A 15,615-nucleotide genomic window follows, 5' to 3' on the forward strand; every position below is an offset into this window, starting at 1 on the left:
GATCTGAAACGCTTTTTTTGGAATCGGCGCCGATACTGCGCCCCGATTAGTTCTCCAGAATGGGGAGTGGGGGCGTGTTCAAGGTCATCTCGTGTCTCGTCAACGAGCACGATTACGGCATGGTGCTGGTCGCCGGACTGGTCTGCCTTTGCGCCAGCCTGACGGCGTTCAGACTGTATTCCCGGATGAACGGCGCCCGAGGCCTCCCGCGCGGAGCCTGGCTGTTGTTCACCGCGCTGGTGGCCGGTTCCGGCGTCTGGGCGACCCATTTCCTGGCCATGCTGGCCTATGATCCGGGTCTGAAGACCGGCTACTCGCCGACCGGCACGATCATGTCGCTGATGATCGCGGTGCTGTTCATGGGCGCCGGCTTCTTCGCCGCGACCGCCACCCGCGAAAGCGACCGCGCCAACCAGATGGCCGGCGGCCTGCTGCTGGGCCTCGGCATCGGCGCGATGCACTACACCGGCATGAGCTCGTTCGTGACCCAGGGCCATATCGTCTGGGAGACGGCGACCATCGGCGCCTCGGTGGCGATCGGGGTGGTCGGGTCGGCGGTGGCGCTGATCGTGGCCGGCGACGCCCGCAAGTTCTCGTCCCAGGTGGTCGGCGCGCTGATCCTGACCCTGTCGGTCTGCAGCCTGCACTTCACCGGCATGGGCGCGATCACCATCATCCCGGACGCCGGGGTGATGGTGCCGGAGCAGATGTTCTCGGGCGGCCTGATGATCCTGGCGGTGACCAGCATCACCGGCCTGATCGTCCTGGCCGGCCTCGGCGCGGTGCTGATCGAATCCCAGACCAGCCGCTCGGCGCTGGAGCGCATCCGCACCCTGGCCAACGCCGCCTATGAAGGCATCGTCGTGGTCCAGCGCGGGGTGATCAAGGACGCCAACGCCGCCTTCTGCGACCTGGCCGGCGCCAAGCTGGACGATCTGGTCGGCCAGCCGCTGATGGACGGCATGCTGACCCTCGACGACGCCTGCGAGATCGTCGAAGGCGCCGAGCGCCGCGAAGGCCGCATGCAGCCGCTGGACGGCGGCAAGTCGATCCCGGTCGAGATCTTCGCGCGCCTGATGGACGACGGCGCCCGCGCCGAGACCGAGGATCTGACCGTGCTGGCCGTCCGCGACCTGCGCGAACGCCGCTCGGCCGAGGAGAAGATCCGCTACCTGGCTGAACATGACGGCCTGACCGGCCTGCCCAACCGCAACGCCCTGCAGGCGCGCCTCGCCGGCGTCCTCGATCGGGTGGGGGCGTCGGGCGAGAGCCTGGCCGTGATCTGCGTCGACCTGGACCACTTCAAGGAAGCCAACGACCTTCACGGCCACCTGGCCGGGGACGCGGTGCTGGTTGAAGCGGCCCGCCGGCTGCAGGACAGCGTCGTCGCGCCGTCGTTCGCGGCCCGCCTGGGCGGCGACGAGTTCGTCGTCGTGCAGGTCACCGACGCCGACCAGGACCAGGCGACCGCCGCGGCCGAGCTGGCCGGCGGCCTGCTGGAATCGCTCCGCGAGAGCGTGATGTACGAGGGCCAGGAATTGGCCATGGCCGCCAGCCTCGGCGTGTCGCTGTATCCCGACGACGGCCGCACCGGCGAAGCCCTGCTCGCCAACGCCGACATGGCGCTGTACCGCGCCAAGGAAAACGGCCGCGGCGCCTACCGCTTCTTCAAGCGCGAGATGGACGAGACCATCCGCGAGCGGCGCAACCTGGCTCGCGAGCTGCGCCAGGCGATCGTCGACGAGGACCTGGTCGTCCACTACCAGCCGCAGGCTCGGGCCAGCGACAGCCAGATCTGCGGCTTCGAGGCCCTGGTCCGCTGGAAGCATCCGACGCGCGGCATGATCCCGCCGCTGGACTTCATCCCGCTGGCCGAAGAGACCGGCCTGATCATCCCGCTCGGCGAGTGGGTGCTGCGCAAGTCGTGCGAGGAGGCCGCCGGCTGGGATCGGCCGCTGAGCATCGCGGTCAACCTGTCGCCGCTGCAGCTGAACCAGGCCAACCTGCCGACCATCGTCCACGAGATCCTGATCCAGACCGGCCTGTCGCCGGCGCGGCTGGAGCTCGAGGTCACCGAAAGCGCCCTGTTCAAGGACTATCAGCGCGCCCTGGACAACCTGCGCCGCCTGAAGGCCATGGGCGTCAGGATCGCCATGGACGACTTCGGCACCGGCTTCTCGTCGCTGTCGACGCTGCAGTCCTTCCCGTTCGACAAGATCAAGGTCGACAAGAGCTTCGTGGAGAACATCCACCGCGACGAGCGGGCCACCGTGATCGTCAAAGCGGTGCTGGGGCTGGGCCGCAGCCTGGACATCCCGGTCGTGGCCGAGGGCGTCGAGACGCCGGAGCAGCTGGAGTTCCTGCGCGGCGAGGATTGCGCCGAGGTGCAGGGCTACGCCATCGGCCGCCCGGCCCCGGCCGACACCCTCAGCGCCTGGACCTGCGGGGTCGTCGAGGCGGTCGAAGCGGCCGAGAAGCCCGCGACCGCCAAGCGTCGGAGCCGCAAGGCGGCCTAGACCGCCCCGCTCATTACGAACAGCCTGAAGGGCGCGGAGCGATCCGCGCCCTTCTCACATTCGACATCGAGGACCCTACCGCCGCTTCAGGCCGCCCAGCAGACCGCGCATCAGTTCGCGGCCGATCTGGTTGGCCACGGTGCGGGCGAAACTGCTGCCGAAGGCCTCGCCGATGCTCTGGCGGCTGCTGGACCGGCGCGGCGCGTCGCGACGGACCTGTTCCTTCTCCCGCGCCTTCTGGTCGGCTTCCTGCTGCTTGGTTGCGGCGGCGTCGGCGGCGGCCTGTTCCGCCTGCCGCGTCGCCTGGTCGGCGCGCGCGCGCAGCACCTCGAAGGCCGATTCACGATCCTGGGCGGTGTCGTAGAGGCCCTTCACCGGGCTCTGGGCCAGGGTCGCCTGACGCTCCGCCGCGGTGGCCGGCCCGAGGCGCGAAGCCGGCGGCCGGATCATGGTCTTGGCGGTGACGGTCGGCGCACCCTTCTCGTCGAGCACCGACACCAGCGCCTCGCCTACGCCAAGCCCCTGGATCGCCTCGGCGGTGTCGAAGGCCGGATTGGGACGGAACGAGGCCGCGGCGGCGCGCAGCCCCTTCTGCTCGGCCGGCGTGTAGGCGCGCAGCGCGTGCTGGACGCGGTTGCCGAGCTGGGCCAGCACCGTCTCGGGGATATCCGCCGGGTTCTGGGTCACGAAGTAGATGCCCACGCCCTTGGACCGGATCAGGCGCACGACCTGCTCGACCTTCTCCAACAGCGCCTTGGGCGCATCACGGAACAGCAGGTGGGCCTCGTCGAAGAAGAAGACCAGCTTCGGCTTGTCGGGATCGCCGACCTCGGGCAGCTCCTCGAACAGCTCCGACAGCAGCCACAGCAGGAAGGTGGCGTAGAGACGCGGGCTCTGGATCAGCTTGTCGGCCGCCAGGATGCTGACCACGCCTCGGCCGGAGCCGTCGACGCGCATCAGGTCCGACAGCTTCAGCGCCGGCTCGCCGAACAGATTGGCGGCGCCCTGGGTCTCGAGCGTCAGCAGACCGCGCTGGATGGTCCCGATCGTCGCCGCGGAGACGTTGCCGTACTCGACGTCGATCGTCTTTTCGTTGTCCGCCACATACTTCAGCGCCGCCTGCAGGTCCTTCAGGTCGAGCAGCAGCAGCCCCTCGGCGTCGGCGACCTTGAAGACGATGTTGAGCACGCCTTCCTGGACGTCGTTCAGCTCCAGAAGCCGCGCCAGCAGCAGCGGCCCCATCTCCGAGATGGTGGTGCGAACCGGGTGGCCCTGCTCGCCGAACAGGTCCCAGAAGACGGTCGGCGGGGCCGCCGGCGTCAGCGTCAGGTTCATGCCCTGGGCGCGGGCCAGCATCTTCTCGTTTGGCGCGCCGGGCTGGCTGACCCCGGAGAGATCGCCCTTCACGTCCGCCGCGAAGACCGGAACCCCTGCGTCCGAGAAGGCCTGCGCCAGGATCTGCAGGGTCACGGTCTTGCCGGTGCCGGTCGCGCCGGCGACCAGGCCGTGCCGGTTCGCCCGGTCCAGCCGCATCGTCTCGGGTTTGTCCGAGAAGCCGACGAACAGAAGTCCCGGATCGATGCCGTCCATTGAAGATCTCCGTGGCGATGTCGGCGCGAGGCTACAGTCCGCCGGACCTGTTCGCCAAGCCGCGCATTGACGGAAGGGCGCCCGCCGAGGACAGTCCGCCCAGCGTTTCAGAGGACCCGATGGCCAGACCGCCCGCCAAGACCCCGCCCCAGCCCTCGCCCAATGCCGGGCCTGAACCGGCCGCCGGACAGGCCGAACGGGCGCCGCTGCTGGTCGTCGACGGGATCGGCCGCAACGCCCTGGTCATCCTGGCGGTGATCGCCTGCGGCGGCGCGCTGTGGCTGCTGGGCGGGATCCTGACGCCGCTGGCCCTGGCCATGTTCCTGGCGATCATGGTCGACAGCTTCGCCCGCCGGCTGGAGCAGCGCTGGCCCAAGCTGCCGGACAGCGTCTCGCTGGCCGTGGCCATCGCCCTGTCGCTGCTGATCTTCGGCGCGGCGGCCTATGTCGTCGCCGACAACGCCACCAGCTTCGTCACCAAGCTGGTCGGCTACGGCCCCAAGCTGGACGGCATCATCGCCCAGGTCGCCGCCTTCGCCGGTCTGGAGGCGCCGCCGCCCCTGACCAAGCTGATCGCCGAGCTGAACCCCGCCAAGTACCTGGGCCAGTTCGCCCAGGGTCTGCAGGGCGTGCTGTCCGACGCCGTGTTCGTACTGATCTACCTGGGCTTCATCATCGCCGCGAAGCGCGGCTTCAAGCGCAAGATCGTCGCCCTGTTCCCGCACAACCGCGAGCGGGACGAGGCCATCGCCGTCTTCAACCGCATCCGCTACGGCGTGGAGCGCTACCTGTGGGTTCAGACGGTCACCGGCCTGATGATCGCCGCCGCCTCCTGGGTGGTGATGATCATCTTTGGCCTGGAGAACGCGCTGTTCTGGGCCTTCCTGATCTTCCTGGCCTCCTACATCCCGATCATCGGCGGCTTCATCGGCGTGGTGTTTCCGCCGGTGTTCGGCCTGATCCAGTTCGGAACCCCGATCCCGGCCCTGATCCTGCTCGCCATCCTGTGGGGCATCCAGTTCTTCGTCGGCAACGTCATCCAGCCGCGCATGCAGGGCGAGAGCCTGAACATCGACCCCGTGGTGGTGCTGTTGGCGCTGGCGGTCTGGGGCCTGCTCTGGGGTCTGCCCGGGATGTTCCTGTCCACCCCGCTGGCGGTGATGGCGATGATCATCCTGGCCGAGTTCGACGGCTCGCGCTGGATCGCCATCCTGATGTCCCAGAACGGAGACCCGCGCGGCCTCGGCGACGAGGACGGTCCGCGGAAGAGGGGCCGCCGCGGAAAATCCGACAAAGCACAGAAGGCCGCCCCTTGAACCCGGTCGCTCCAGACCTATCTCAAGCCTGTCCGGAGCGCACTCCCCTGCCCCTCCGGACCGGACGGCGCCCTTCCTCCCCCCCGATAGAGGCGCCCGGACGTAGAGCGTCCCGCCTTCCCCCCGGCGAGGACGATGGAGCGCCGCCGGATCCCCCCCTCCGGCGGCGCATTCCGTTTCTGGGCCCAGAGCCCCGGGGCATGGCTCACATAACGGAAAGTTCTTGCCTTTCCAGGCGGCTCACGGTTGATCCCCAGCCCAAGCGGGCTAGGCTCGCGGGAAACTTTCACGAGGAAATGCCATGAAAGGCGCAAGCCTTCACCCGGCCGACAGCGGCCAGCGCAACGCCACCTTCGCCGAGGCTCTCGCCAAGGCGCTGGGACCCAAGGCCGGAGCCGGTGAAGCCGCCTTCATTTCCCAGGTCGCCGGGGACCTTTCCGCGGAAGAACTGCCCGACGCGCCGGTCGCCGACCTGGCCGCCGCCTTCGCCGAACTGTGGCGCTTCGGCGAAAGCCGCAAGGGCGACGCTCCGGCCGTCCGCATCCGTCGCTGGGTCGGCGAGGACGGCGCCGATCACGGCCGCGACCTGCTCGAGATCGCTCAGAACGACCGCCCTTTCCTGGTCGACTCCATCATGGGCGAGATCGCCGAGGCCGGTTATCCCGTCCGCGCGATGTTCCACCCGCTTGTCGAGACCGACGGCAAACGCACCTCGTTGATCCAGGTCCATCTGGACGCGCTCGGCGAAGATCGCGCTGAGGCCCTAACCACCGCCATCGGCGCGGTGCTGGCCGAGGTGGCCATGGCGGTCGACGACTTCGACGGCATGCAGGCGCTGATGGCCCGCACGATCGATGAGCTCGGCTCGGCGCCGGCCCCGGTGACCGGCGAGGAGCGGGCGGAGGAGATCGCGTTCCTGCGCTGGCTGGCCCAGGACCATTTCGTGTTCCTCGGCGCCCGCGTCTACGAGTACCCGCGCACCGCCGACGGCGGCTACGCGGCGGAGGAGCCGCTCTACCAGCCGGAAGGCAGCCTGGGCGTCCTGCGGGACCAGGAGCGCCGCGTCCTGCGCCGCGCCAGCGAGCCGGCGATCCTGTCCAAGGAGCTGCGCACGCACCTGGAGAAGGGCGAGCCGCTCATCGTGGCCAAGTCCAACCTGCGCTCGCGCGTCCATCGCCGCGCCTACATGGACTACATCGGCGTCAAGCGTTACGGCGCCGACGGCAAGCCCTCCGGCGAGGTTCGCTTCGTCGGCCTGTTCACCGCCGAGGCCTATGACGAGCCGGCCCGCGACGTGCCGCTGATCCGCAGCAAGGTCGCCGGCGTCCTGGCCCGATCGGGCGTGACCCCCGGGGCCCACAGCGACAAGCGCCTGCGCAACATCCTGGAGACCTGGCCCCGGGACGAGCTGTTCCAGACGCCGGAAGACCAGCTGCTCGACCTGGCGCTCGGCGTGCTGCACCTGTTCGACCGGCCGCGCGTGCGCGTCTTCGCCCGTCGCGACCCGTTCGACCGCTTTGTCTCGATCCTGATGTTCGTGCCGCGCGACCGTTACGACTCGGGCGTCCGCGAACGGGCCGGCAAGATCCTGGCCGAGGCCTTCAAGGGCCGGGTGTCGGCCTACTACCCCAGCTTCTCCGACGCCCCGCTCGCGCGGGTCCACTTCATCCTCGGCGTCGAGCCGGGCCAGCACCCGGAACCGGACCTGGCCGCGGTCGAATCCGAGATCGCAGAGGCCTCCCGCACCTGGGCCGACCGCTTCGAAACCGCGGTCCGCGCCGCGCCGCCGGCCGCGGGCGCCCCGGCGACCCTGGCCCGCTGGGCCGGCGCCTTCAGCGGCGGCTACATGGATTTCTACACCGGCGACGAAGCCCTCTGCGACCTGGCCGAGATCGACGCCATGGGCGCGGACGACTTCCGCACCCGCGCCTTCCGCCAGGTCGGCGACAGCTCGATCCGCTTCCGCTTCAAGATCTACCGCAAGGGCGAGGCCGCCCCGTTGGCCGAGGTCATGCCGATCCTCGAGCACATGGGCCTGAAGGCCCTGATCGAGGACGCCTTCGACCTGGAGCCGGTCAGCGCCGACGGCCAGCGCGAAGTGGTCTGGGTCCACGAGTTCCTGCTCGAGGACCAGGCCGGCGAACATCTGGTCTTCGCCGATGTGAAGGACGCCTTCGAGGCCGCCTTCACCGCGGTCTGGACCGGCCGCACGGAGAGCGACGGCTTCAACCGTCTGGTGCTTGAGCTGGGCGTATCCTGGCGCGAGGCCGCGCTGATCCGGGCCCTGGCCCGCTACCGCCAGCAGTCTGGCCTCGACCCCAGCCAGGCCGTGCAGGAGCAGGCCCTCCGCGATCATCCGGGCGTCGCCCGTCTGATCCTCGACCTGTTCCGCATCAAGTTCGACCCGGCCATCGCCGTTGACCTGAAGGCGCGCGAGACCCAGGCCGCCGCGGTGATGGAGGAGATCGTCCAGGCGCTGCAGGCGGTGGACAGCCTCGACCACGACCGCGTCCTGCGCCGCCTGGCCCTGCTGGTCGGCGCCGTGAAGCGCACCAACTTCTTCCAGCCGGCCGAGGACGGCCAGCCCAAGCCCTACATCTCGTTCAAGGTCGCCAGCCGCGAGCTGGACGACCTGCCCGCGCCCAAGCCCTACCGCGAGATCTTCGTCTCCGCGCCGCACATCGAGGGCGTGCACCTGCGCTTCGGCCCGGTGGCCCGCGGCGGCCTGCGCTGGTCCGACCGCCGCGACGACTTCCGCACCGAGGTGCTGGGCCTGGTCAAGGCGCAGCAGGTCAAGAACGCGGTCATCGTGCCGGTCGGCTCCAAGGGCGGCTTCTATCCCAAGCAGCTGCCCCGCGGCGGCGCGCCGGACGCGGTTCGCGCGGAAGGCATCCGCGCCTACCGCACCTTCCTGTCGGGCCTGCTCGACATCACCGACAACATCGACGCCGACAACAACGTCGTGCGCCCGAAGTTCGTGATCGCCCACGAAGGCGACGACCCCTATCTGGTCGTGGCCGCCGACAAGGGCACCGCGACCTTCTCCGACATCGCCAACGGCCTGTCCGAGGACTACGGCTTCTGGCTCGGCGACGCCTTCGCCTCGGGCGGCTCGGCCGGCTACGATCACAAGGTCATGGGCATCACCGCCCGCGGCGCCTGGGAAGCGGTGAAGCGCCACTTCCGCGAGGCCGGCAAGGACATCCAGACCACCGACTTCACCGTCGTGGGCGTGGGCGACATGTCGGGCGACGTGTTCGGCAACGGCATGCTGCTCAGCAAGCATATCCGCCTGCTGGCCGCCTTCGACCACCGCCACATCTTCATCGACCCGAACCCGGATTCGGCCTCGTCGTGGGAAGAGCGCCAGCGGATGTTCGAACTGCCGCGCTCGTCCTGGGAAGACTACGACAAGAGCAAGATCTCCAAGGGCGGCGGCGTCTTCCCCCTGACGCTGAAGTCGATCCCGCTGACGCCGGAGATCAAGGCGCTGCTCGACATCAAGGCCGACGCCGTCTCGCCGGCCGAGCTGAAGACCGCGATCCTCAAGGCCAAGGCCGAACTGCTCTATCTGGGCGGCATCGGCACCTATGTGAAGGCGCGCGGCGAGACCAACGCCGACGCCGGCGACAAGGCCAACGACGCCATCCGCGTCAACGGCTCGGAGCTGCGGGTGAAGGTGGTCGGCGAAGGCGCCAACCTGGGCCTGACCCAGGCGGGTCGCATCGAGTTCGCGCGCGGAGGCGGCCGGATCAACACCGACGCCATCGACAACTCGGCGGGCGTCGACAGCTCCGACCACGAGGTCAACATCAAGATCCTGACCGGCATGTTGGAGCGCGTCGGCAAGATCAAGACCCGCGAGAGCCGCAACAAGCTGCTGGCCTCGATGACCGACGACGTCGCCGAGCACGTCCTGGCCCACAACTACGACCAGACCCTGGCGCTGTCGCTGCTGGAGCAGGACGCCCCGGCGGAGCTGGACAACCACGCCCGGTTCATGACCGAGCTGGAGACCTCCGGCCGCCTCGACCGCCGTGTCGAGGGCCTGCCGGACGCCGCCCAGATCGCCGAGCTGGCCGCCTCGCACGCCGGCCTGGTCCGGCCGGAGCTGGCGGTGCTGCTGGCCTACGGCAAGCTCGACCTGTTCGACGAGATCGTCGCCACCAAGGCGCCGGACGACGCGGCCTTCGAGACCGTGCTGGAAGGCTACTTCCCCAAGGCGCTGGGCCAGTACGACGACGAGATGCAGCGGCATCGCCTGCGTCGCGAGATCATCGCCACCGTGATCTGCAACGAGCTGATCAACATCTGCGGTCCGACCTTCCCCTCGCGCCTGCGCGCGGCGGCGGGCGCTGGAACCCAGGCGCTGATCACCGGCTTCGAGGCGGCGCGGCGCATCCTGCGCTTCGACGACAGCTGGAACGCCGTGGCGGCGCTGGACGGCAAGGCGCCGGCCGAGGGCCAACTGGCCCTGTTCCGCGCCCTGGCCCACACCCTGCGCAGCATGACCTACTGGCTGGCGCGCCGGGCGGGCGATGGCGGCGTCGACGCCCTGACCGAGCGCTACGGCGCCGGGGTGAACGAGCTGCGCGTCCTGACGCCGGGCCTGCTGTCCAGCTTCGAGCAGAAGACCGTCTCCCGCCGGGCGACCGCCTTCGCCAAGGACGGCGCGCCGGAGGGCCTGGCGCATGAGATCGCCGCCCTGCAGCCGCTGACCACCGCCGCCGAGCTGGTCGACCTGGCCAGCGCCACCAGTTGGCCGGTGGCCGCCGCGGCGCGGATCTACCACCAGGTCGGCGCCGCTTTCAGCTTCGACCGCTTGCGGGCGGCCGCGGGCGAGAAGCGCGGCGGCGACCACTTCGAGCGGATGGCCGTCCGTCGGCTGATCGAGGACATGCTCGCCGAGCAGGCCCAGGTCGCCCGGGCGGTGATGGTCTTCGCCGCCTCGCCCGACGCCGCCGAGGACGCCGACACGGCGCGCTCGACCGTCGCCTCCTGGGCGCAGCTGCACTCCGGCCCCGGCCGGGCGGTGAAGCGCACGATCGAGGAGATCGAGCAGGCCGGCGGCGGCTGGACCTTCGCCAAGCTGACCATCGCCAACGCCGCCCTGCGCGAGCTGGCCAACGCCGCTGGGGTGAACACCGGAGGTTAAACCTCCAACGCCTGTGACATCCTCCGGAAGGATCGACCTTCCGGAGGACCGTCCGTTATGACCGACGCAGAGTTGGGCCGCGGGGGACGCGGCTTCACCGTCATCAGCGTGCTGTTCGGCGCGTTGCTGGTGATTCTGGGCTTCCTCGCCCTGGCCGCGCCGATGATCACCGGCCTGGCCGCCACCATCACCCTGGGCGTCCTGATCGCCGCCGCGGGCGCGGCGGGCCTGGTCGCGGTGATTCGGGACAAAGGCTTGCCGGGACGAGGATGGGCCATCCTCTGGGCTGTCGCGGCCGTCGCCCTGGGCCTGTTGTTGGCCTTCTGGCCGGCCTCGGGCCTGGCGACCATCACCCTCTTCCTGGCCGCCGCCTTCATCGTTCGCGGCGTCTTCGCCGTCGGCCTGGCCTACAGCGTCCGCAAAGCGCTGAAGAGTTGGTGGTGGGTGGCGCTGGGCGGGCTGGTCACGCTGCTGCTGGGCCTGCTGATCCTGTTCAGCTGGCCGGTCAGCGCGGCGGTGATGCTGGGCGTGCTGGTCGCGGTCGACCTGATCGTCTACGGCGTCGCCCTGATCCTCGCCGGTTTCACCGCCGGGCGTTAGGCGAACGAGGCCTTCAGGGCGTTCACATAATAGGCGCGGGCCTGGCTCGAGAGGTCCGCCCGATATTGGGTGCGCGGATCGTTGGCGTCGTCATCGTCGAAGGCGTGGGTCGCCTCCGGGAACGTGAGGACGTCGACCGCCAGGCCATCGCGCTTGAGCCGATCCAGCGACCGTTGCGGATGCTTCACCCCCACCACAGCATCCCGCCCGCCCAGCACCGCGAAGACCCTGGGCCGGGCGCCGTTCCAGCCGCGGTTGGTCGTCAGCGAGGGATAGGCGGCGTAGGGATAGACGAGGAAGGTCCCGCGCAGACCGCGCAGCAGGTCGGGACCCGCGTCCGCGAGACCAGTCATCCGCGCCGCGCCGTCGCCCTGGGCCAGGGCGTCCATGATGGTCCAGCCTCCATGGCTCCAGCCCGCCGCCACGATCCGGCGGCTGTCGGCCCAGCCCTGGCCCTTCAGCCAATGGATGACCGCATAGAGATCGGCGGCCCGCTGGGCGCCGCGCAGCATCGTACCCGTGCAGACGAACAGGCTGCCGTCCAGCCGCGATAGGCCGCGCGGCTTCAGGCTGTCGACAATGACCACCGCCGCCCCGGCCTTCACCGCCTCGACGGCGTAGTGCCTCTGGAACGGCTGGGCGCCGGCGCAGCCGTGCATCTGCAGGACCACGGGGAAGGGGCCCGGGCCGTCCGGCTTCATCACGGTGAAGCCGGAGGCGATGCGGTCGGCGTGTCCGGCGACGGTCGAGGCGGGTTTCATGAGGCGGGACGATGTAAGTAAACGCTCACATCGTCAAGCGCCTTAGTGACGGAACACCCGGATGCCGGTGAAGGCCATGGCCAGGCCGCGTTCGTCGGCGGCGGCGATGACCTCCTCATCGCGGATCGAGCCGCCCGGCTGGATCACCGCCGTCGCGCCGGCCTCGGCGGCCTGGATCAGGCCGTCGGCGAACGGGAAGAAGGCTTCCGACGCGCAGGCGCTGCCCTTCAGGTCCAGGCCGAAGTCCGCGGCGCGGATGGCCGCGATGCGGGCGCTGTCCTTGCGGTTCATCTGGCCGGCCCCGATGCCCAGGGTCTGGCCGGCGCGGGCGAAGACGATGGCGTTCGACTTGACGTGCTTGCCGATGGTGAAGGCGAACAGCATGTCGCGGATCTCGTCCTGCGTCGGCTGGCGCTTGGTGACGATCTTCAGATCGGCGGGCTTGATCAGGGTGGTGTCGCGACTCTGGACCAGGAAGCCGCCGGCGACCGAGCGGAACACCTCGCCGGCCGAATGGGCGTCCGGCAGAGCGCCGGTGACCAGCAGCCGCAGGTTCTTCTTGGCGGCGAACACGGCGACCGCGTCATCATCGGCGTCCGGGGCGATGACCACCTCGGTGAACACCTCGACGATAGCCTCGGCCGCCGCCCGGTCGAGCTTACGGTTGACCGCCACGATGCCGCCGAAGGCCGAGACCGGATCACACTCCAGCGCGCGCTTGTAGGCCGACAGCAGGTCGTCCCCCGTGGCCACGCCGCAGGGGTTGGCGTGCTTGACGATGACGCAGGCCGGGGCGTCGAACTCGGCGACCAGCTCGAAGGCGGCGTCGGTGTCGGCGATGTTGTTGTAGCTGAGCTCCTTGCCCTGGAGCTGCCTGGCGTTGGCCACGCCCGGACGGGCCGGACCCTGGGCGTAGAAGGCCGCCGACTGGTGCGGGTTCTCGCCGTAGCGCATGGTCTGGATCAGCGTGCCGGCGATCGCCTTGCGCTGCGGATAGGTCTGCTCCTGCTGCTGGGCGAACCAGGTCGAGATCGCCGCGTCATAGGCGGCGGTGCGGGCATAGGCGCGCGCGGCCAGACGCTTGCGCAGGTCGAGCGAGGTGGCGCCGTCCGTCTTCAGGGCCTCGATCACCTCGGCCATGTCGGCCGGATCGGTGCAGACGGCGACGTAGCCGTGGTTCTTGGCCGCCGAGCGGATCATCGCCGGGCCGCCGATGTCGATGTTCTCGACGCATTCGGCCCAGTCGCCGCCCTTCGCGACGGTGGCCTCGAACGGGTAGAGGTTTACGTACAGCAGGTCGATGCCGCCGATGCCGTGGTCGGTCATGGCCTTGGCGTGGTCGGCCGCGTCGCGGACGCCCAGCAGGCCGCCGTGCACGATCGGGTGCAGGGTCTTCACCCGGCCGTCCATCATCTCGGGGAAGCCGGTCAGGTCGCTAACGTCCTTCACCGGCAGGCCGGCCGCCGCGATCGCCGCCTTGGTGCCGCCGGTCGAGACCAGTTCGACGCCCAGATCCGCCAGCACCTTGGCCGCCTCGACCAGGCCGGTCTTGTCGGACACCGACAGCAGGGCGCGCTTGATCGGCGCGCGGTCGGAAGCGGCGGGATAGTCGGGGGCGGCAGGCATGGCTCGGGTCTCCAGGGGGTGAGAAAGGAGCCCAGGCGCGCGGCGTATGAGGTCCGCGCTCCCCGGTGGTGGCCACCTTATGCGCCAGTCACGCGAACGGCGCGGAAAATAGGGGCGGGGGCCAGGGAGTCAATGCGCGGTTCGAGCCGCTTCGGACGGGGATAGGCTAGAAGGTGCGTATCAGCCGGCCCCGGCTCTCCTCCCCTCTGGGGGAGGGGGACCCTGCGAAGCAGGGTGGAGGGGGTCAAAAGTATTTGCCGCGCCACGATCAACCACCGAGGGCCCTCTCCACCGCCCTTCGGGCGGTCCCCCTCTCCCAAGGGAGAGGAAAACCGTTGTCACCCCTCGGCCCGCGAGAGCTTCCAGCGGACCTTGCCGCCCTTGTCGGCGCTGGCCTGGCCGCGGAGGACGACCTGCACCGTGCGGCGCTGGACGCCGTTCTCGACATGCAGCGACGGCTCGATCGAGACCTCGACGGCGTCGTTGCGCAGCCACCAGCCCTGTTCGTGCGCGCCCTTCAGCAGGACGCTCTTCTTGTCGCGCGCCAGCGAGGCCTGGGCGTCGGGATGGACGTGGAAGCGCACCGTGAACGGCGTGTAGCGGCGGGGGCCTTCCAGTTCCTTCTGCACCTTCGGGAGGAACCCGTCCTCGCCCCGCAGTTCCTCGGTCGCCTTGTCCAGATACAGTTTGCGTTCGTGAACCAGGCCGAAGCGCTTGACCCAGCCCTCGTGGCTCATCTCCAGCCAGGCGGCGGCCTCGGTCTCCTGTCGCCGGCTCTCGACCGCCAACGGGCCGCCGATCAGCCGCTCGCCCAGTGTCGCCGCCGCGAAGCCGCGCAGCGGCACGCCGGTCGACATGTCGGCGAGGTTGGCGGTCGAGGCGGCGTCGGTCAGCCGCAGGGCGTGCGACGCGCCGGAGTCCAGGCTCCAACCGCACCCGACGATGATCCGATCGACGCCGCAGCTGATCGCCAGCGCCGCCGGCTGGGCGCAGGCCGTCGCGCTCCACCGCCCCCTGGCCGGCGCCGCGGCGTCCGCCATGATGGTCAGCGCCTGGGACTCGAGGCGCTCGTAGCCCGAATGCGGCGCCCGGCGGCGGGCGCGGGCCTCGCTGTCTTCATGCGCGAGCGCCGCGGCGATCCGCTTGGCGCTGGAAGCGTCGCCGCCCTGGAAATCCGCCAGACGACCGTCGGGCAAGGTGAAGAACCGCACCGCCGCGCTCAGGCGGTCGATGGCGCGCGGCAGGGCCTCCGGTCCCGCGCGGCCGCGCTGGTGCAAGGCGTCGTCGAGCGTCAGCAGGTCGAGCAGCAGCTCCAGCCCGGCCTCCGGCGAGCGCGAGGCGTGCACCCCGTCCGCCGAGACCGTCGACGGCAGTTCCCGGGCCAGCCGGTTCAGCGCGAAGTCGATCAGCCGCTCGCCCGCGTCACCGCCCAGGGCGCAGCCGGCCACGCCCGCGGCCACGGCCCGCTCCAACGATCGCTCGGGCGATTGGCGGATACGGGCCAGATGCCGGGCCTGCCGCGCCAGGTCGTTGAGGAACTCGGTCCGCTCCGCGTCCGAGGCGCCGGTGGTCAGCCGCCGCGCAGCGCAGGCCAGGTTGAACACGCGCCGCTCGACGACGTTCGGGCTCCAGGAGAAGCCGTTCCAGCGTCCGAACACCCGCTTCCAGTCGGCGACCAGGCGGATGCCGCGCCGGGCGCCCGCGTCGCCGGCCGACAGCAGGTCGGCCATCCAGTCCATGCGGTGCAGGGCGATCGCGAAGCGGCGGTTGGGGCTGGCCCGGTCGAACGGGTCGCCTTGCGGCCCGACGGCCAGCTGGCCGCCGGCCAGTTCGAGCGTTCCGGCCAGGATCTTGCGACCGCGCTCAGGCTCGACGGGGCGCAGGTCGCGCGGGTTGGCGGCCAGACCCTCCGGCCGGGGGCGGGCGATGATCAGGGCGTGGACCGGCGTGCCGAACCATTCACGTTCCGCCAGACGCCGAGCGCCCTCGCCCGCCGCCTGGAGGGCAAGGATGATCGAGGATGACGATGACAGACGCGCCCCCTCCACCGT

General features: G+C 70.2%; 8 protein-coding genes and 1 riboswitch. Of the genes, 4 read left to right on the forward strand and 4 right to left on the reverse strand.

Annotated elements, in window-relative coordinates; translation table 11 throughout:
• The first annotated feature begins 59 nt into the window (after window positions 1–59).
• On the forward strand, window positions 60–2,516 hold the full coding sequence (locus CSW64_RS20945; RefSeq protein WP_099623923.1) for an EAL domain-containing protein: 2,457 nt from the start codon (window positions 60–62) through the stop codon (window positions 2,514–2,516).
• Between the two features lie 75 nt (window positions 2,517–2,591).
• Here the strand turns inward: CSW64_RS20945 and CSW64_RS20950 are convergent, their stop codons facing one another.
• Window positions 2,592–4,106, reverse strand: coding sequence for a helicase HerA-like domain-containing protein (locus tag CSW64_RS20950; protein WP_099623924.1), 1,515 nt, complete (start codon window positions 4,104–4,106; stop codon window positions 2,592–2,594).
• A gap of 119 nt (window positions 4,107–4,225) precedes the next feature.
• Here CSW64_RS20950 and CSW64_RS20955 point away from each other — a divergent pair, with 119 nt between their 5' ends.
• From CSW64_RS20955 to CSW64_RS20965, 3 genes are all read left to right on the forward strand, one after another.
• Window positions 4,226–5,422: an AI-2E family transporter gene (locus CSW64_RS20955; RefSeq protein WP_099624378.1), complete on the forward strand. Its 1,197-nt coding sequence runs from the start codon at window positions 4,226–4,228 to the stop codon at window positions 5,420–5,422.
• A gap of 301 nt (window positions 5,423–5,723) precedes the next feature.
• Window positions 5,724–10,577 carry an NAD-glutamate dehydrogenase gene (locus CSW64_RS20960; RefSeq protein WP_099623925.1) on the forward strand — a complete coding sequence of 1,618 codons (4,854 nt, stop codon included), beginning with the start codon at window positions 5,724–5,726 and terminating at the stop codon, window positions 10,575–10,577.
• Between the two features lie 57 nt (window positions 10,578–10,634).
• Window positions 10,635–11,177: an HdeD family acid-resistance protein gene (locus tag CSW64_RS20965; protein WP_099623926.1), complete on the forward strand. Its 543-nt coding sequence runs from the start codon at window positions 10,635–10,637 to the stop codon at window positions 11,175–11,177.
• Here CSW64_RS20965 and CSW64_RS20970 read toward each other — a convergent pair.
• The 3 genes from CSW64_RS20970 to CSW64_RS20980 all read right to left on the reverse strand — a co-directional run bounded on the left by CSW64_RS20970 (window position 11,174) and on the right by CSW64_RS20980 (window position 15,612).
• Window positions 11,174–11,938, reverse strand: a complete 765-nt coding sequence (locus CSW64_RS20970; RefSeq protein ID WP_099623927.1) for a dienelactone hydrolase family protein — start codon at window positions 11,936–11,938, stop codon at window positions 11,174–11,176. The genes CSW64_RS20965 and CSW64_RS20970 overlap by 4 nt on opposite strands.
• A gap of 42 nt (window positions 11,939–11,980) precedes the next feature.
• Window positions 11,981–13,564 carry a bifunctional phosphoribosylaminoimidazolecarboxamide formyltransferase/IMP cyclohydrolase gene (gene purH / locus CSW64_RS20975; RefSeq protein ID WP_099623928.1) on the reverse strand — a complete coding sequence of 528 codons (1,584 nt, stop codon included), beginning with the start codon at window positions 13,562–13,564 and terminating at the stop codon, window positions 11,981–11,983.
• Between the two features lie 22 nt (window positions 13,565–13,586).
• Window positions 13,587–13,666: riboswitch (ZMP/ZTP riboswitch) on the reverse strand.
• Window positions 13,667–13,902: 236 nt separating this feature from the next.
• Complete coding sequence (locus tag CSW64_RS20980) at window positions 13,903–15,612, reverse strand: heparinase II/III family protein (RefSeq protein ID WP_099623929.1); 1,710 nt, start codon at window positions 15,610–15,612, stop codon at window positions 13,903–13,905.
• Between the last annotated feature and the right edge of the window lie 3 nt (window positions 15,613–15,615).

This window comes from Caulobacter mirabilis, from assembly GCF_002749615.1.
In the GTDB taxonomy this organism is placed as follows: domain Bacteria; phylum Pseudomonadota; class Alphaproteobacteria; order Caulobacterales; family Caulobacteraceae; genus Caulobacter; species Caulobacter mirabilis.

What these genes read in the sequence shown, in the direction of transcription:
- CSW64_RS20945 (WP_099623923.1), top strand. Translation starts at nt 60, where the DNA reads ATGGGGAGTGGGGGCGTGTTCAAGGTCATCTCGTGTCTCGTCAACGAG.
- CSW64_RS20950 (WP_099623924.1), bottom strand. Translation starts at nt 4,106, where the DNA reads ATGGACGGCATCGATCCGGGACTTCTGTTCGTCGGCTTCTCGGACAAA.
- CSW64_RS20955 (WP_099624378.1), top strand. Translation starts at nt 4,226, where the DNA reads ATGGCCAGACCGCCCGCCAAGACCCCGCCCCAGCCCTCGCCCAATGCC.
- CSW64_RS20960 (WP_099623925.1), top strand. Translation starts at nt 5,724, where the DNA reads ATGAAAGGCGCAAGCCTTCACCCGGCCGACAGCGGCCAGCGCAACGCC.
- CSW64_RS20965 (WP_099623926.1), top strand. Translation starts at nt 10,635, where the DNA reads ATGACCGACGCAGAGTTGGGCCGCGGGGGACGCGGCTTCACCGTCATC.
- CSW64_RS20970 (WP_099623927.1), bottom strand. Translation starts at nt 11,938, where the DNA reads ATGAAACCCGCCTCGACCGTCGCCGGACACGCCGACCGCATCGCCTCC.
- purH (WP_099623928.1), bottom strand. Translation starts at nt 13,564, where the DNA reads ATGCCTGCCGCCCCCGACTATCCCGCCGCTTCCGACCGCGCGCCGATC.